Origin of the sequence: Micromonospora sp. DH13, from assembly GCF_020873825.1 — a bacterium.
Lineage (GTDB): Bacteria > Actinomycetota > Actinomycetes > Mycobacteriales > Micromonosporaceae > Micromonospora > Micromonospora haikouensis.
The window spans coordinates 143,224-159,047 of sequence record NZ_JAHWGR010000002.1 but is presented as its reverse complement, the minus strand read 5'-3'; the positions used below and the strand labels follow the sequence as shown (position 1 = coordinate 159,047).

The window sequence follows — 15,824 nt, the reverse complement described above, 5'->3', positions numbered from 1 at the left end:
CCCTGGGTCGGGTCGTCCGGGTAGGTTGCGGGGTCCGGAGTCCGTTCTCGGTCGGGGTGGCTGACGCGTGTCGAGCATGGAACAGATCATCGGGGAGTTGCGGGCGCTGACGGCGGGCGTCGAGCGGGCCCAGGGTCTCACGGCGGCGGTCGACCGGCAGGCCCAGGAGATCGCCCTACGGGCCGCCACCGCAGGCTTCGCCGGCGTCGCTGCCGGGATCGCCCGGGTACGGGCGACGGTCTCCACCGTCCAAGGCGGGCTGGGTAGCCTCGCCGCGGCGGTCGGAGAGGCGACCACGGCCGCCGCAGCGGTTCCCCGACGGGCCGCCGCGCAGGAGACCATCGCCGCGCTCACGCTGGTGCAGCAGCGCATCACCGCCGCCCGCGAGTCCGCCACCGCGACGATCAGTCACCTCGACGACACCCGAAACCTAGCCAGCGTCGTCCTGCAGGGCGGGCAACCGGGCCCGCTCCTGCAGGCCCTCGACGGCGTCAAGCAGGTCCTCGTGCTACTCGTACAACGCGCCGGCACCGCCGCGCAGGCCGTCGAAGCGACCACCGGCCAGGCCCGGCAGCTCGGGGCTTCGGGAAACTGAGCGGGGCTGACCGGCACCCACCGGCCAGCCCCGCCCCCGCCACCAGCACCGAATCCTCCCCCGCCGCATCCGGCCACACCCAGGAGCCGGGTGAGGTGTTCCTCCCGTGGAGCCGGCAACCCAGCGGCGTCCCCGGCGGCACGCCGACCGGCCCGCGTACCAGAATCGGGCCCAAGGTGGACGACAGCACCCGACGGGCCCTGGAGCTGGAGAACGAATGCGCCGACAGCATGGCCGTCAAGGGCTACCGGGTCCACCAGAACCCCACCCCAGCCGAGACCGGCGACGCCCGCGAGCGCACCGGCGACCACGGCAACCCGGACAAGGACCCCGACTACCTCGTCGAAGGCCACGTCTTCGACTGCTACTCCCCCGCCGCCCGCACCTCCGTGCGCAACGTCTGGAGCCAGGTCCGGGAGAAGATCGACGACGAGCAGACCCAGCGGGTCGTGGTGAACCTCCACGACTGGAAGGGTGACCTCAGCGCGCTACGACGCCAGTTCGACGACTGGCCCATCGACGGGCTGAAGGAACTGGCCGTGGTGCAACCCGACGGTACGATCCAACAGATTATCCGGCGACACTGAGCAGAGACGGGGGCGGACATGGGCGTCGAGTTCCGGCTGATCCTCGCCGGCGATCCACCCGTCGACGAGATCGCCGCCCTCACCGCCACACACCCCGACGAGACGCCACGACCGAAGACGAACCCGCGGCTGTTCACCGCCCGCCTCTACGACCAACGCGGCTACGCCATCACCGTCCGCGCCGGCACCCACGGCTACTACGAAGCCGAAACCGACAGCGGCGCCCGCTGGGAATGGGAACCCGACACCTACGTCAACATCACCTTCTCCCCCCACGCCGACGACCTCGCCGACAAAGCCATCCCCAACATGATCACCACCGTGTCCAGGGTCCTAGCCGGACGGGAGGAGGACGCCGCCCTCATCCAGGACGGCAACCACCTCCTCCTGACCCGCACCAACGGCGCCATCCACCTGCACCACCGCACCGACTGGTGGGACCACTACCACCTCACCCACCTCATCACCGGCTGAATCCACGCCTCGCTCCGCACCACCTACGCGACACCGGACCGACGTTCAGGGTTGGAAGCATGTACCAGCCCAGGATTCCAGGGCCTTGTCGAAGTCGGCCGAGGTGGGGTAACGAATACCGGCCTGCCCCGCATGGGGCAGGTCGACCAGGTGGAAATGATCATCACCCGAGGTGCACGACCGTGACTACCGATACGAGCAGGAGCGACGACGGTGCCGACCACCACCTGTGCTTGACCACGAGCTGTGCACAATCAGGTGTACGCCGGCGAGGCTCTGCTGTCATAAGATGAGTGCTGTGACGGGTGTAGAGATGATTGTCGCAGCGCTTGCTGCAGGTGCGGCGGCGGGCTCGACAGACGTAACGAAATCCGCAATTTCGGATGCTTACATCGGATTGAAGAGCCTGCTACGACGTCGTCTGATGGGTCGGTACCGGGCACAGGAAGCACTCGATGCGGTGGAGGTCAAAACCGGCCAATGGCAGGCGCTCCTTAGTGAAGACCTGGCCGAATCCGGGGCTGCCGCTGACGAGCAAGTGATCAACGCGGCGCGCCGCTTGTTGAGCCTGGCAGAGCTGGACGGGGCAACGGCGGGGAGTTACCACGTGTCAGCCGACTTTGCCAAGGGTGTTCAGTTTGGAAGCCACAACACCCAGACCAATACGTTCAACTGAGTCACCGCCCCGAACACCACAATGGACACGGCACCGGGTTGGCAGAACAGCACCGTCGTCAGGTTGGACGCGGACCACGCCTACGGCGTACAGGTTGGCGCGAACAACACGCAGTACAACTCGTACGGCTACGTGCCGCCGGTCGTCCGCTCCGCCTACGCCGAGCAGGTGCGCCGGATCGTCCCGCCTGACCTGAAGGGTCGGGACGCCGAGCTGGCCGAGCTCGAGGCGTTCTGCACAGGCGACTCCGACTACCGCTATGCGTGGTGGCGTGCCCCAGCTTGGGCCGGCAAGTCGGCGCTGATGTCGTGGTTCGTGCTGCACCCGCCGGCCGGAGTCCGAATCGTCTCCTTCTTTGTGACCGCACGCCATCACCAGCAGAACGGCCGTAGGGCGTTCCTCGACAACGCCCTTGAACAGCTCGCCGACCTGCTCGAACATCGAGGACTTCCCGTCGGCCTGACCGATTCGACCCAGGAGGCGCACCTGCTGAACATGCTCAGTTCAGCTGCAGCCGCCTGCCAAGCGGCGGATGAACGGCTTGTCCTTTTGGTCGACGGCCTCGACGAGGATCGGGGGGTCACAGGCGGGCCTGATTCGTACAGCATCGCCGGGACCCTTCCTCGACACCCACCGAGCGGTCTGCGTGTCGTCGTGTCCAGTCGGCCGGATCCGCCGCTGCCACCTGATGTGTCGTCCGACCATCCGTTGCGGGTTCGATGCGTGATCCGTGAGCTCGGGCAGTCGGCCTACGCGGAGGTGGTGCGGGCCGATGCCGAACGGGAACTGAAGAGGATCATGCACGCCGACGGCACCGAACGGGTCATCCTCGGGCTGATCACCGCCGCGTCCAGCGGTCTGTCCGTGGCGGACCTTGCGGAACTGGCCGAGGAGGACCAGTGGCTGATGGAAGACTATCTGAACAGTTTCACCGGACGCACCTTCAGGAGGGCGGGTGATTCCTACGTGCTTGCTCACGAGGAGTTGCAGTCCACGGCGATAAAGCTCCTCGGTCCGTCGCGCCTACGCGACTACCGGCAACGGCTGCACGAGTGGGCTGACCGATACCGCGAACAAGGCTGGCCCGTCGACACCCCGGAGTACCTTCTGCTCGGCTACTTCCGGATACTCTCCGACCAAGGCGACCATACGCGGATGGTGCAACAGGCCACCGACGCAGGCCGGCATGACCGGATGTTGGACCACACTGGCGGTGATTCCGCCGCCTTGGACGAAGTCGCGCTCGCTGAGGAGGCGTTGTCGACAACCGGCGACTGTGACTTGGTTTCGCTGTGCCGGCTGGCGCTGCACCGCGCCGACCTGGAGAGGCGCAACAGCCACATACCCGTTGATCTGCCACGTCTGTGGGCCGCCGTCGGCAACGTGGCGCGTGCCGAGGCATTGGTTCGGTCGATATCCGAAGACGGTGGGATACGCGATGCCGCGCTTTCACTTCTCGCGCCCGAAACGGCGGCGGCAGGTTACCACGCTCATGCCGAACGGCTCGTCGGCCTGATACCGCCTCGTGTCTTTTTATCCGCGAATGAGCCTGGCAGAGCGATCAGCCAAGTCGCTCGCCGCATCGCCGAAGGCGGTGAACGTGAGCGAGCGCTGCGGGTGGCACGCAGCGCACCGACGCCTTTCTGGCAATCGCGGGCACTCGCCGAAGTCGCCATCGGTGTTGCCCGCGCCGGCGCAAGCCTGGCCGAGGCGGAAGAACTGGTCTGGCAGACTCCGATGCCATACTGGCGAGCCCAAGCGTTGGGCGCCCTGGGAAAGGAGGCTGCCCGCCGTGGCGAACCCAGCCTCGCGGACCGCCTGGCCGACAGCGCTGTGGCTGAAGTCGACGCGTTGACAAACAGCGGCGAAAAAGCTCTCATTTTCGGCTATTTGGCGGATGGGCTCATCGACACGGGCCGCACGGACCGGGCGCGCCAACTCGCGGACCACGCCATCCGGGAAGCCGCACGTGTGCAGGAATCACAGCAGCGCATCGATGCGTTGACGGAGATCGGTTCGCTTCTGGCGACCGTCGTTGACCGCACTGAGTTGGCGAGCCTTGCCAGCCTTGCCGAGGCGACACTGAAAGACTTCCGGAAAAAGAATGAGGCCTCTCCAGATCACGTGGTGACGCGGCTCGTCGCGGCCATCGGATCGGCTTGGTACAAAGCGGGCGACCCCGAACGTGCTGCAGCGGTGGTCAGTTCCATCGCGGACATTTCTGATCAGGCCAAGGCCATGCTCGAGGTGATCGGATCCGCTGCTGAGACGGGCGATCTTGACTACGCCAAACGACTCGCTGACGCCCTTCCCGACGCCGAAGCAAGAGATCAGGCCTACGGCAGGGCCATCGTCCAAGCAGCTGCGGAAGTCGACGAAATGGATCTGGCCGGATTGATAGATGAGATTACCGACCGCCGGAAGCAGGCGTCCGCGCTGACCAGTTGGGGCTTTCGCGTAGCGAAATGTGGCGACAGGCAAACCGCGACCGCTCTTGCCGAACGTGTCGAGACGATCAGCCGTTCCATCTACGACTCCCGAACCGAGCTTAAGCTTCTCGCCCCCTTGGTCTCGACACTCGCGACCTTGGGTCACGTCGAGTACGCCCGCAAAGCTGCTCGGCGGGCCACCCTACTCTTCCGGCTGGGTCACGAAACGGGTCCAAGCAACTTGGATCTCGAAAGATTCGCTCGCGGGGCAGCCCTGGCAGACGATCTCGAGACGGCCCTGGAACTCGCTGGACTGATCAGCGAGCCACAGCGCCGAGCGGCAATGTTGATCGAACTGGCAACATCCGCCAAAGGACCCGACATACTCCGGCTCGCTATAGGGCCACTTGCCGCCGCCGAAGAGGCTGCCAAAGCCGGACAGACGCTCCCCCACTACAAGATGCAAAAGATCTTGACCGCGTGGTGGGTGCTCGGTGAGGACGAACGCGCGGAATCACTGGCAAACTGGATGGCCGACAACGGGGACACCAATCAGCCGTCGTCTCCAATCACCACGCCAGTCAACTGGCCGATGTTCAGTAGCACTAGTGAACAAAAAATCTCGCAGGCGGGTCAGGCGCGTGACGAAGGTCTGGTCGAGGCGGTCGATGCTGTAGCCCGCGCCGGAAACTTCGCGCGCGCCGAAACGCTAGTCAACTCGATAGTAGACCAGCATCATCGGGCCGAAGCGCGAACGCGGCTCATTGTGGCCCTGGCTCGAGCCGGCCACGGTGACCGCGCTGACACGCTTGCCCGCACCGGCGGCACTTCCAATCAGCGGGACCGGAGCCTCCAGCAACTCGCCGAGATCTTCATCGAGCAAGGATCCATCGATTCGGCCGAGCGGGCCCTCCAAAGTATAGAAGACGGGTTCAGCCATGCGCGGGCATCGATCGCGGTCGCGCGCAAGATCGAGCCCACACTGGCCAAACCGTTCCTTGTATCGCCTATCCGCCAAAGGCGCCTGTCCGAGATTATCGACCTGCTCGCCGTGGTCTGCCCGGCAGCTGTCGAGGCCATCGCCGATCACATGCTGAATGACAGAGCCGCCCGAGCCGGGCAACCTGACGACTCTGCCGGTCCCCCGGTCGTGGAAACCGGCATGCGGAACTGGCTCGCCAGCTGTCGGAGTGTGAGCGCGCGGCACACGCGTTCCTCAGAAAAGTGACGAATCCTACGTATCTTCGATCCCGCGGCGGGGACTGCGTTGGATCTTCCGTGTTTGGTCTGGGGGTGGTCCGTTGGACAGGACGTCCATTCTGCCCGGCAAGGACCACGCTATGGCCGGACCTGCGCCGGGCTGCCGCTCCTGCTTACGAATTCAGTTCCGCAGCGTCTCGTGACTTATCCCCAACTCGCGGGCGACCTGGTTGAATGACCGCCCCGACGAACGGACCAGGTCAACCGCGTCACGCTGGAACTCTTCCGTGTATTTCGATGGACGCCACAGCGGGGACACCCTTGCCCTGAAACAACATCCAGTCTCAGGGTATCCACATCTCAGGGGGAAGGCCAGTATGCACCGATGACCGGTCCTGTCAGAGGTTGACAGGATGAACGGGGGTTCGATCGGCCTGACAGTCGAGATCTGAGCGGTGCATGTCATCCACGGCATGCCCGCCCGGTGGGGACCGTTCCTTCCGGCGGGGCCCGTGGTCCGGCACGACTGGCGCGGCGTACTGACACCGCTATCCCTTCACCGCTGGTAAGGGAGGAGCGCCCCCACCGGACCACGTCCCCTTCGCCTGGTCCCCACCGTGGCGGCCCGCACAGTCTTGTGGAGGGTCGCGATGCACACCACTCTCGCTGTCCTGTCCGACCTCGCCGCCGCAGCTCAGCCGTTGGCGGCGAACAGCATCGGCCAGGTCATCTCCAACATCACCGACTGGATCATGGGCATCATCGCGCTCGTCGCGACGATGTTCCTGGTCATCGGTGGCCTGCGGTACATGGCGGCCGGGGGCGACCCGGCCCAGGTCGAGCAGGCCAAGGGCAACTTCAAGTCGGCCCTGATCGGCTACGCCCTGGCCGTGCTGTCCCCGGTGGTCCTGCAGGTGTTGCAGGGCATCCTCGGCGGCTGAGGCGGCCACCGGTGATGGTCAACTTGCTGATGGACGACCTGATCAGCTGGCTCGCCGAGACGGTCGTTGCTCTTCTCGGCGGCCTGCTGGCCTTCCTGACCTCGTCCATCTTCGTATCGCCGGACGTCACGGTCCTGCCGCAGGTGCAGTCGATCGCCGAGCAGGGGTCGCTGGTCGTCAACGCCTGCTTCGTCCTCGCGATCGTCGCCGCGGGCGTTGCCACGATGGTCGGCGACTCGGTGGAGACCCGCTACAGCGTCAAGCAACTGGTGCCCCGGCTCGTCGTCGGGTTCGTCCTGTCCGCGTTCGCGGTGCCGCTGACCGGTGCGCTCACCGACGTCGCCAACGCCCTGACCGTGTCGATGGCCGGCGAGGCCGCGCCGACCACCGTGGCGGTGACCTTCGTCCAGGTCCGCATCGCCTCGGCGATGACGGACGAGGGCACGGCGCTCCTCACCGTCGTCATCGGGCTGCTCATCGTCGTGTTGATGCTCATGCTCGTCGGCGGTTGGATCGCGCGCGTCGGGGTGCTGGTCGTCCTGGCCGGGATCGGGCCGGTGGCCCTGGCCTGCTACGCCACCCCGTGGACGCAGGGCGTCGCCGAGCTGTGGTGGCGCAGTCTCCTGGGCTGCCTGGCCACATCCACGCTGCAGGCGGTGGTGTTCTCGGCGGGCATCGATCTACTGATCAACCCGGAGTCGAACCTGCCGATCCTGCTCGGGCTACCCGGGTCGGACACGCTCAACCTGCTGCTCGTGGTCGTCGTGCTCTGGACCACGGTGAAGATCCCGACATTGATGCGCCGGTTCGTCGGCCAGCAGGGTGGCCGGGGCCCCAACGTTGTCGGGCTCGTCGTGCGCACGGTCGCCCTTCAGGGGTTGACCCGCGGTCTGGGCCGGCACCTACCGGTACGGAGGCCGAGATGAGCAACGCCGATGACACGACGCCCCGCGCGGTCGTCCCGGCAGACGTCAACGAGCCGGACCGTATCGCGTTCGGGCTGACGTTCCGGCAGCTCGGCATCGTCGGCGGTGTCGGCCTGGTCGCGTTCGGTGTCTACCGGAGGTTCGGGCATCTGCTGCCGCCGGTGGCGTGGATCGTCGCCGGGGTCGTCGTGTTCGCCGGGGCGGTCGTGGTGGCGCTCGGCCGCCGCGACGGCCTGCCCCTGGATGTGTGGCTGCGCCACGGGTTCCTGCTGTCGCGCAGCCCGCGCACCTTCGCTCCGGGCGCGACGCGGGCCAGCGCGGTCGCGGTCGTGGCCGACGAGCCGCGTGTCCCGGCTCCGCTGCGCCCTGCGGTCACCGGCGTCACCCCGGCCGGTGTCCTGACCAGCGAGGGCGGCGACAAGGTCCTGATCGCCTGCGGCACCACGAACATCCACCTGCGCACCGGCGGCGAGCAGGCCGCGTTGCTCGACGGGTTCGGCCGGTTCCTCAACTCGCTGACCGGGCCGGCGCAGCTCGTCGTGGCCACGCAGCGGCACGACCTGACCGCCTACGCACAGGCGACCGTGGACTATGCCCCGCGCCTGCCACATCCGGCGCTGCAGGCCGCCGCCGGCGACTACGCAGACTTCCTGGTCGACCTCGACAGCCGCCGCGATCCGCTGCGCCGGCAGGTCCTCGCCGTCGTCACCGGCGCGTACGCGGCCGATACCGCCGTGCGCGCCCTGTCCGGCGTGGGTGTCGAAGCGGTCGCGTTGGACGGGCCGGCCGTCGCCGCCGCCCTCGCGCAGGCGGCCGATCCGTTCTCCCCGCCGGTGTCCGGCCCCCGCGCGGTGCCCGGCACCCCGATCACCCTACGGAGCACACCGTGATCCTGAGAAAGCCCAGCAGAACAAAGAGCACTGCCCCCGGGGACGGCATGCCGTCCCCGGGGGCCCTGTCGGTCACGCCCAGGCACGTGCAGGTCGGCGACGGGTACGCCGCCACGTACGTGGTGTGCGGCTACCCGGCCGAGGTCGGGCCGGCGTGGTTGGACCCGCTGCTGTCCTACCCCGGCCGGGTCGACGTCGCGGTGCACCTCGACCCCGTCGCCCCGCAGCTGGCCGCGCCGATGCTCAAGCGGCAGCGGGCCCGCTTCGAGTCGTCCCGGCGGCTCGACGCCGACCAGGGCCGGCTGGGTGACCCGATGGTGGAGGCGGCGGCGGCCGACGCCGCGGACCTCGCCGAACGCGTCGCCCGGGGGGCGGCGAAGCTGTTCGAGGTCGGCATCTACGTCACCATCCACGCCCGCACCCTCGACGAGCTGGACGAGACCGTCGCGGGGGCGAGGTCGGCCGCCGCCAGCGTGCTACTGGACCTGCAACCGGCGACGTTCCGGCACCAGCAGGGCTGGGTGTCCACCCTCCCCGTCGGCGTGGACGCGCTGCGGATGCGCCGAATCCTCGACACCACCGCCCTGGCAGCGGCGTTCCCGCTCGCCTCGACCGACCTCGCCGCCCCCGCGCCGGGCACCGCCACCGTGCCCGAAGGGGTCCTCTACGGGGTCAACACGACCAGCAACGGCGTGCTGATCTGGAACCGGTGGGCGCAGGACAACCACAACTCGGTCGTCCTGGCCCGCTCGGGCGCGGGCAAGAGCTACTTCGTCAAGCTCGAAGTGCTGCGCAACCTGTACCAGGGCACGACCGTGGCGGTGATCGACCCCGAGGACGAGTACGCGCCCCTGGCCGAGCACGTCGGCGGCACCATCGTGCAGCTCGGCCAACCCGGCGTCCGCGTCAACCCGTTGGATCTGCCCGCCGATCACCGGCCCGACACCCTGACCCGCCGCGGCCTGTACCTGCACACCCTGGTCTCGGTGCTGCTCGGGGCGGCCCCGCCGCCGGCCGAACGCGCCGCCCTCGACCGGGCCATCACCGCCGCCTACGCCCGGGCCGGCATCAACGGCGACCCCGCCACGTGGACCAGGCCCGCGCCGCTGCTGCGGGACCTCGCCGACGTGCTCGCCGCCGACGGCGACCCGGCCGCCGGGCACCTCGCCGCCCGGCTCGCCCCGTGGACCGTGGGGAACTTCGCCGGCCTGTTCGACGGGCCGACGTCGGTCCGCCCCGAGGGCCACCTCGTGGTGTGGTCGCTGCGGCACCTGCCCGACGAGCTGCGCACCGTGGGCACGCTGCTTGCCCTCGACTCGATCTGGTCGGGCATCGACACACCCGCCCCTGGCGCGCACCGTCGGCGGCGGCTCGTCGTGGTCGACGAGGCCTGGCTGTTGATGCGCGACGGCGAGGGCAGCCGGTTCCTGTTCCGGATGGCGAAGGCCGCCCGGAAGCGGTCCGCCGGGCTGTGCGTCGTCACCCAGGACGCGGCGGACGTGCTGTCGACCGACCTCGGGCTCGCCGTGGTGTCCAACGCCGCTACCCAGGTGCTGATGCGGCAGAGCACGCAGTCCATCGACGCCGTCGCCGAGGCGTTCAACCTGACCGCCGGAGAGGCCCGGCTGCTGCTGTCCGCGCCCCGGGGCGAGGGACTGCTCGTCGCCGGGCGCAGCCGGATCCCCTTCCGCAGCGTCGGATCGGCCGCGGAGCACACGATCGCCGTCACCGGGATCGGGGAGGTCGAATGACGACCACACCGCCGACCTGGCCTGCCGAGATATGGCAGTGGGTCACCACCCGGCCGTGGCTCGGTGTTCTCGCCGCCGCCGTGATCGTCGCGGCCGTGTTCGGCCACGACCGAATGCTCGCCTGGCGGCACCGGCGATTCGCCGCCGGCGCCCGGTGGTTGACCATCGCCGCGCCGCCGGAGGTCACCGCCGGGGCCGCCGCCGCGTTCTGGACCACCCTCGTCGGTGTGCTGACACCGTCGGTGTGGCGGCGGCGCGTGTTCGGCTACCCGCACGTCGGGTGGGAGTACACGTGGACCGGCCGGGCGCTGACCATCCGGGTGTGGGTGCCCGGCACGGTGCCGCCCGGCGCGGTCGAAGCCGCCGTCCGGGCGGCCTGGCCTGCCGCGACGGCGGTCGCCAGCGACGCCGCCGCCCCGATCCCGGCCCAGGTGGGCGACGAGGTGGGCGGGGCGCACTGGCCGCAGCACCCCGACGGGTTGCCGCTGCGCACCGAACACGACACCGATCCGCTGCGGGCGCTGCTGGCCGCCGGGGCCGAGGTACGCCACCGCGAGCACGCGTGCGTGCAGGTCCTCGCCCGTCCGGCGTCGGCCCGCCGCGTCCGCGCAGCCAGGCAAGCGGCGGCGGCCACGCCCGCCCATCCGCACGGCAGGCCCGACGTCACCGCCCGGACGGTGTCGGCCGGGACGCGGCTGGCCGTCGAGCCCTTGTTGTGGCTGCTCGACGCGTTCCTGCCCGGACCGTCGCGGCCACACACCCCGCCGACAGCGGCCCGGGCGGCCGAGCGGAACCCGGTGACCACCGCCGACGCCCGCACCATGGTCGACAAGGCGGTGCGGGTGCCACACTTCGAGATCGCCGTCCGGTTCGCCGTGGCCACCGACGCGGACCGGACCCCACCGGACAAGGAACGGGCCACGCAGATCCGGGAGCGTCTCGTCGGCCTCGGGCACACGATCGCCTCGGCCGCCGCGGCGTACACCGGGCCGAACCGGCTGCGGCGCATGAAGATGCCGCAGCCGGTGGCGACGATCGCCGGCCGGCGGTTGCGGCGCGGGTTCCTGGCCACCGTGCCGGAACTCGCTGCCCTGGCAGCCCTGCCGCAGGACCTCGCGGTGCCGGGCCTGGACCGGGCACGGGCAAAGGCCGTGCCGGCGCCCGTGCAGGTGCCCTCCGGCGGGCGAAGCGTGAAGGTACTGGGACGCTCGCAGATCGGCCACCACAGCGTCGGGCTGAGGGTGACCGACGCCCGGCAGCACGTGCACGTCGTCGGCAAGACCGGCGTCGGCAAGTCCACGCTGCTGCTGAACATGATCCTCGGTGACATCCGAGCCGGCCGGGGCACGGTGGTCATCGACCCGCGCGGGGACCTGATCACCGACATCCTCGACCGGCTCCCCGCCTCGTACGCGAAGAAGATCATCATCATCGACCCGGACCAGGAGAACCCGGGCTGCTTCAACCCCCTCGACGACCAGGGCGATCCGCACCTGGCGGTCGACAACCTGGTGGGCATCTTCGCGAAGATCTTCGCCGGCCAGTGGGGACCACGCATGGACGACACCATGCGGGTGGCGTGCCTGACGTTGATGCGGCACGCGAAACCGACGCTGAGCCTGGTGCCGTCGCTGTTGCAGGACCGGGAGTTCCGGGGCCGGTTCACCCACGGCCTCGACGACCCGGACGGCCTCGGCGGGTTCTGGCTCTGGTACGACGGCATCAACGACCAGTTCCGGGGCCAGGTCATCGCCCCCGTCCTCGCCCGGCTACGGGCCTTCCTGCTGCGCGACTTCGTCAAGAGCGTGATCGGCAACGCGCACAGCTCGTTCGACATGGGCGCGGTGCTCGACGGCGGGGTCCTGCTGTGCCGGCTGCCCAAGGGGATCCTCGGTGAGGAGACCAGCCGCATCCTCGGCTCGCTGATCGTGGCCCGGGTGTGGCAGGCCGCCATCGCCCGGGCCAACATCGCCGAGGACCAGCGCCGGGACGCCAGCCTGTACGTCGACGAGTGCCAGAACTTCCTGACGCTGCCCGGCAGCGTCGGGGACATGCTCGCCGAGGCGCGCGGCTTCCGCCTCGGGCTCGTCCTGGCGCACCAGGACCTCGCCCAGTTGCCCCGGGACGTGGCGGCGGCGGTGTCGGCCAACGCCCGGTCGAAGCTGTTCTTCACCGTCGACCCCGCCGACGCGCGGGAGCTGTCCCGGCACACCAGACCCGAGCTGGACGAGCACGACCTCGCTCACCTCGACGTCTACACCGCCGCCGCCCGGCTGCTGGTCGGCAACCGGGAACTACCGGCGTTCACCTTCACGACCAACCCGCCGGTGCCGGTGGTGGGTGAGGCGACCGCGATCCGGCAGGCATGCGCCGCCGCCCACCGCCGCACCGATGGGGAACCGCCGATGCAGCAGCTGGCCCGCACCGCGATGAAACGGCGGATGAACTCCCGCGACCGCTGACCGGCGGGCTGCTCGTGCGGGGGCTCGGCCGGGTACGGCACCGGGGGCTCGTTTGGGGGTGTCCGCGACACGAGGCCCCGGACGAGCCCCCGCCGCCGTCCTGTCAGGTGCCCCACCTGCCGGAACCCGGCCCGCGACCGGCCCGCCAGCAAGATCGACTCATCCAGACTCCCTACGGGACTCTCTCTCCACGGGGTGACCCTCCATGCCGCCATCACGTTCCCCTGGCCTGCTCGCCCTCTACCCGCACATCACCGGCCGGGACCGGCTGCTGCTCCAACTCCTCGACGACCACCAGGTCCTCACCACCGACCAGATCCACCGCATGCTGTTCCAGGCGCGCCGCACCTGCCAGATCCGGCTCGGTGAACTCGCCGGCCTGGGTCTGCTGGACCGGTTCCGGTTCGCCCGCGCCGGAGGCGGCAGCCACCCCTGGCACTGGACCCTCGGCCACCACGGGCACCGGTTCCAGGCCGCCGCCCACCAGCGGCCCGAGCCCACCCTGCGGGCGACCCGCCAACGGGTGCACCGGCTGTCGGCCAACCCGCACCTGACCCACCTGCTCACCGCCAATGAGTTCTTCGTCCGGCTCACCGCTCACACCCGCCGGCGCCCCGAGGCGCGGCTGCAGCGGTGGTGGTCCGAGACGCTGACCGCCAGGCAGTTCCGGACCATCACCGCCGACGGCCACGGCCTGTGGAGCGTCGCCGACACGACGGTCGGATTCTTCCTGGAGGCCGACACCGGCACCGAACCGCTGGGCCGGGTCGTGGCCAAACTCGACCGGTACGCGCAACTGACCCGCCGCGGCGGCCCCCGCTACCCGGTGCTGTTCTGGCTCGGCAGCGCACGCCGCGAGGAACACCTCCACCGGCTCCTGACCGGCGACGTGCCGTGCGCGACCGCCACTCACACCACCGACCCGGCCGAGGCGGTCTGGCTCCCCGCCGGCGCCACCGGTCGGGTCCCCCTCACCGAGCTGCCCAGCGACCACGGCCAGCCGGTCGCGGACAACCCGAACTTCGACGACGACGGCGTCCTCGTTCCCTGACAGCCCCTGACAGGCCGGCGACGGATCCTGTCAACGCAGGTCACAGGCATGGCCACGGGTTCCGACCGCGCTGGCGCTGTCAGGTCACGGCGCTACGGTGCAGCTTCTTCTCTCTGCTCGCATCGCCGCCCGTCTGTCCCCTCTCCGGATCTGCCCGCGCCAGCGGGATCACCTCCCAGCCCACCCCCTGCGGTCGGCTCGTGATCCACGCCCCGCGCCTTCACCGGCAGCTTCCCCGGCCAGACGCCGCGCCCCGGTGACACCACCCGACACACCCCGTCATGCCCAGCCCTGTCCTGCCGCGAAGGGAGCACCCCGCCATGCCCGCACTCACGTCCTGGCCCGCTCAGGTCGTCACCGTCTGCTTCGCCGCCGGCGACGACGCCGACTGGTTCGCCGCCGCCGAGAAGGTCCACGCCCGCCTGCACGCCCACGGCACCCCGGCCCGCCGCTACCACGTCCGCCACCGCCGGCTCATCGGCTGGCTGACTCGGTTCTTCGGCTACTACCTGCTCGACGCCGCCCGCCGTTTCGGCGCGGTCACCCTGGCCGCCGGCGGCCGCAAGAGCCGCCTCGACCTGACCGGCACCGCCGCGAAGGCCACCCACCACGCCGGCCTGCGCTGGCGGGCCTGGAACACCCACATCGCCGCCACCACCAAGCCCGCCCGGCCCTGGGAGGACTTCCTCGCCCAGCACCTCGCCGACCCGACGAAGATCACCCTGAACGAGGCCCGCCGCCGCTTCGAACAGCAGCCCCGCGTGCTGGCGATGCTCGCCAGCGCCTTCGACCCCTACGAGCTGTCCGTCTACCAGGCCGGCGAAGCCACCTACGTCGGCCTGCACTGGCGCATCGCCCTCGTCGGCGACGCCCTCATCACCACCGACGGCCGGGTCCTCTCCCCCGCCAGCGACTCCGTCGCCGACCGGTTCCGCTTCCTCAACGAGGCATGCGGCTACCTGCGCAACCTGCGGCCGGACGCGCGGGTGTGCGCCGTCGCCATCGCCTGACACCTAACCACCCGAACACACCGAGGACCGGTCACCGCCCCCGCGGCGACCGGTCCTCGCCATGCCCGCAACCCGCCCACCAGCAGAGGAGAACCCGGTGTTCCTGACCGATCCCGCGCTGCGGCGCATCGCCGCCGACACCAACGAAGTCCTGCCCGAACGCCTGTGGCGCCACGACACCGCCACCCACGACCCGCTCGGCGACCTCGCCCGGATCCTGCACGCCACCGCCCGCGAGTTCACCGACAGCACCACCGCCCTCGACCGAGCCCTCGCCCGGCTGGGCGTGCTCGCCGACACGACCCGACGGGGACTGGCCGCCCGCGCCGACCTGCACGCCGCCGGCTACCACCAGGCGCTCACCGACGCCCTCACCGCCCGCGAACGGCACATCGCCCTCGGAGCCATGCTCCTCACCGTCTACCGCGCCTGGCGCCACCACCGGCCCGTGCCCGGCGACGGCGACGAGCGCTACCTGCTCCTGTACGCCGGCGACCCGACGCGCGGCGTGGCCACCCTGCGCCGACGCGAACCGCAAACCTGGCTGGTGGTGCCCGACGCCGAGGCCGCCACCGCCTTCGACATCCCCTACCCCGACCGCATCGTCGGCGAGGTCACCGAAGCCGAGCCGGGCTGGACGCCCACCGCTTACACCGCCGCGCCGCACCACCGGACGCCGGCCGGCATGACGTACCCGCTGCCGGTCTGCGACGACCTCGCCTCGGCCTGCCGGTCGCTGCTGCGCTGGTGGCACCTGCGCCACTCCGACACCTGGCGCAGCCGCACCCCCGACCAGCTCACCCCCGCCGAACTCGCCCACCTCACCAGCTGA

At 70.0% G+C, this 15,824-nt stretch carries 14 protein-coding genes; 13 read left to right on the top strand and 1 reads right to left on the bottom strand.

The genetic code is table 11. The features are described from left to right. The first annotated feature begins 67 nt into the window (after positions 1–67). From LPA42_RS02670 to LPA42_RS02650, 5 genes are all read left to right on the top strand, one after another. Positions 68–595 carry a DUF6244 family protein gene (locus tag LPA42_RS02670; RefSeq protein ID WP_077939480.1) on the top strand — a complete coding sequence of 176 codons (528 nt, stop codon included), beginning with the start codon at positions 68–70 and terminating at the stop codon, positions 593–595. A gap of 230 nt (positions 596–825) precedes the next feature. Next, complete coding sequence (locus LPA42_RS02665) at positions 826–1,182, top strand: hypothetical protein (RefSeq protein WP_077939494.1); 357 nt, start codon at positions 826–828, stop codon at positions 1,180–1,182. Between the two features lie 18 nt (positions 1,183–1,200). Further along, the gene (locus tag LPA42_RS02660; RefSeq protein ID WP_077939479.1) at positions 1,201–1,656 is read left to right on the top strand and encodes a SitI3 family protein; all 456 of its coding nucleotides are present in this window, start codon (positions 1,201–1,203) and stop codon (positions 1,654–1,656) included. A gap of 298 nt (positions 1,657–1,954) precedes the next feature. Then, the gene (locus LPA42_RS02655) at positions 1,955–2,332 is read left to right on the top strand and encodes a hypothetical protein (RefSeq protein ID WP_198956707.1); all 378 of its coding nucleotides are present in this window, start codon (positions 1,955–1,957) and stop codon (positions 2,330–2,332) included. Positions 2,333–2,395: 63 nt separating this feature from the next. Beyond that, positions 2,396–5,989: a hypothetical protein gene (locus LPA42_RS02650; RefSeq protein WP_144082758.1), complete on the top strand. Its 3,594-nt coding sequence runs from the start codon at positions 2,396–2,398 to the stop codon at positions 5,987–5,989. A gap of 153 nt (positions 5,990–6,142) precedes the next feature. Here LPA42_RS02650 and LPA42_RS34690 read toward each other — a convergent pair whose 3' ends face one another. Then, on the bottom strand, positions 6,143–6,427 hold the full coding sequence (locus LPA42_RS34690) for a transposase (RefSeq protein WP_144082761.1): 285 nt from the start codon (positions 6,425–6,427) through the stop codon (positions 6,143–6,145). 184 nt (positions 6,428–6,611) lie between these two features. Between LPA42_RS34690 and LPA42_RS02645 the strand changes: the two genes are divergently transcribed. The 8 genes from LPA42_RS02645 (at position 6,612) to LPA42_RS02610 (ending at position 15,824) form a co-directional block, all read left to right on the top strand. Further along, complete coding sequence (locus tag LPA42_RS02645) at positions 6,612–6,902, top strand: pilin (protein WP_077939476.1); 291 nt, start codon at positions 6,612–6,614, stop codon at positions 6,900–6,902. Positions 6,903–6,916: 14 nt separating this feature from the next. Further along, entirely contained in the window at positions 6,917–7,828 is a 912-nt protein-coding gene (locus LPA42_RS02640; protein WP_077939492.1) for a conjugal transfer protein TrbL family protein, read from the top strand. Further along, on the top strand, positions 7,825–8,718 hold the full coding sequence (locus tag LPA42_RS02635; RefSeq protein ID WP_077939475.1) for a PrgI family protein: 894 nt from the start codon (positions 7,825–7,827) through the stop codon (positions 8,716–8,718). The genes LPA42_RS02640 and LPA42_RS02635 overlap by 4 nt, the downstream gene beginning before the upstream one ends. A gap of 47 nt (positions 8,719–8,765) precedes the next feature. Next, positions 8,766–10,469 (top strand): VirB4 family type IV secretion system protein, encoded by a 1,704-nt coding sequence (locus LPA42_RS02630; RefSeq protein WP_077939474.1) that lies wholly within the window; start codon positions 8,766–8,768, stop codon positions 10,467–10,469. Then, positions 10,466–12,931 carry a type IV secretory system conjugative DNA transfer family protein gene (locus LPA42_RS02625; protein WP_077939473.1) on the top strand — a complete coding sequence of 822 codons (2,466 nt, stop codon included), beginning with the start codon at positions 10,466–10,468 and terminating at the stop codon, positions 12,929–12,931. The genes LPA42_RS02630 and LPA42_RS02625 overlap by 4 nt, the downstream gene beginning before the upstream one ends. Before the next feature lie 205 nt (positions 12,932–13,136). Further along, a complete protein-coding gene (locus LPA42_RS02620; RefSeq protein WP_077939472.1) occupies positions 13,137–13,982 on the top strand; it encodes a replication-relaxation family protein in 846 nt (281 codons plus the stop codon). 320 nt (positions 13,983–14,302) lie between these two features. Then, positions 14,303–14,992, top strand: a complete 690-nt coding sequence (locus LPA42_RS02615; RefSeq protein ID WP_077939471.1) for a hypothetical protein — start codon at positions 14,303–14,305, stop codon at positions 14,990–14,992. Between the two features lie 97 nt (positions 14,993–15,089). Then, entirely contained in the window at positions 15,090–15,824 is a 735-nt protein-coding gene (locus tag LPA42_RS02610; RefSeq protein WP_077939470.1) for a hypothetical protein, read from the top strand.

Bases quoted from the DNA above. Each gene is read 5' to 3' on its own strand.
- LPA42_RS02620 (WP_077939472.1), top strand. From the start codon at position 13,137: ATGCCGCCATCACGTTCCCCTGGCCTGCTCGCCCTCTACCCGCACATC.
- LPA42_RS02660 (WP_077939479.1), top strand. From the start codon at position 1,201: ATGGGCGTCGAGTTCCGGCTGATCCTCGCCGGCGATCCACCCGTCGAC.
- LPA42_RS02630 (WP_077939474.1), top strand. From the start codon at position 8,766: ATGCCGTCCCCGGGGGCCCTGTCGGTCACGCCCAGGCACGTGCAGGTC.
- LPA42_RS02615 (WP_077939471.1), top strand. From the start codon at position 14,303: ATGCCCGCACTCACGTCCTGGCCCGCTCAGGTCGTCACCGTCTGCTTC.
- LPA42_RS02665 (WP_077939494.1), top strand. From the start codon at position 826: ATGGCCGTCAAGGGCTACCGGGTCCACCAGAACCCCACCCCAGCCGAG.
- LPA42_RS34690 (WP_144082761.1), bottom strand. From the start codon at position 6,427: ATGACATGCACCGCTCAGATCTCGACTGTCAGGCCGATCGAACCCCCG.
- LPA42_RS02625 (WP_077939473.1), top strand. From the start codon at position 10,466: ATGACGACCACACCGCCGACCTGGCCTGCCGAGATATGGCAGTGGGTC.
- LPA42_RS02635 (WP_077939475.1), top strand. From the start codon at position 7,825: ATGAGCAACGCCGATGACACGACGCCCCGCGCGGTCGTCCCGGCAGAC.
- LPA42_RS02640 (WP_077939492.1), top strand. From the start codon at position 6,917: ATGGTCAACTTGCTGATGGACGACCTGATCAGCTGGCTCGCCGAGACG.
- LPA42_RS02645 (WP_077939476.1), top strand. From the start codon at position 6,612: ATGCACACCACTCTCGCTGTCCTGTCCGACCTCGCCGCCGCAGCTCAG.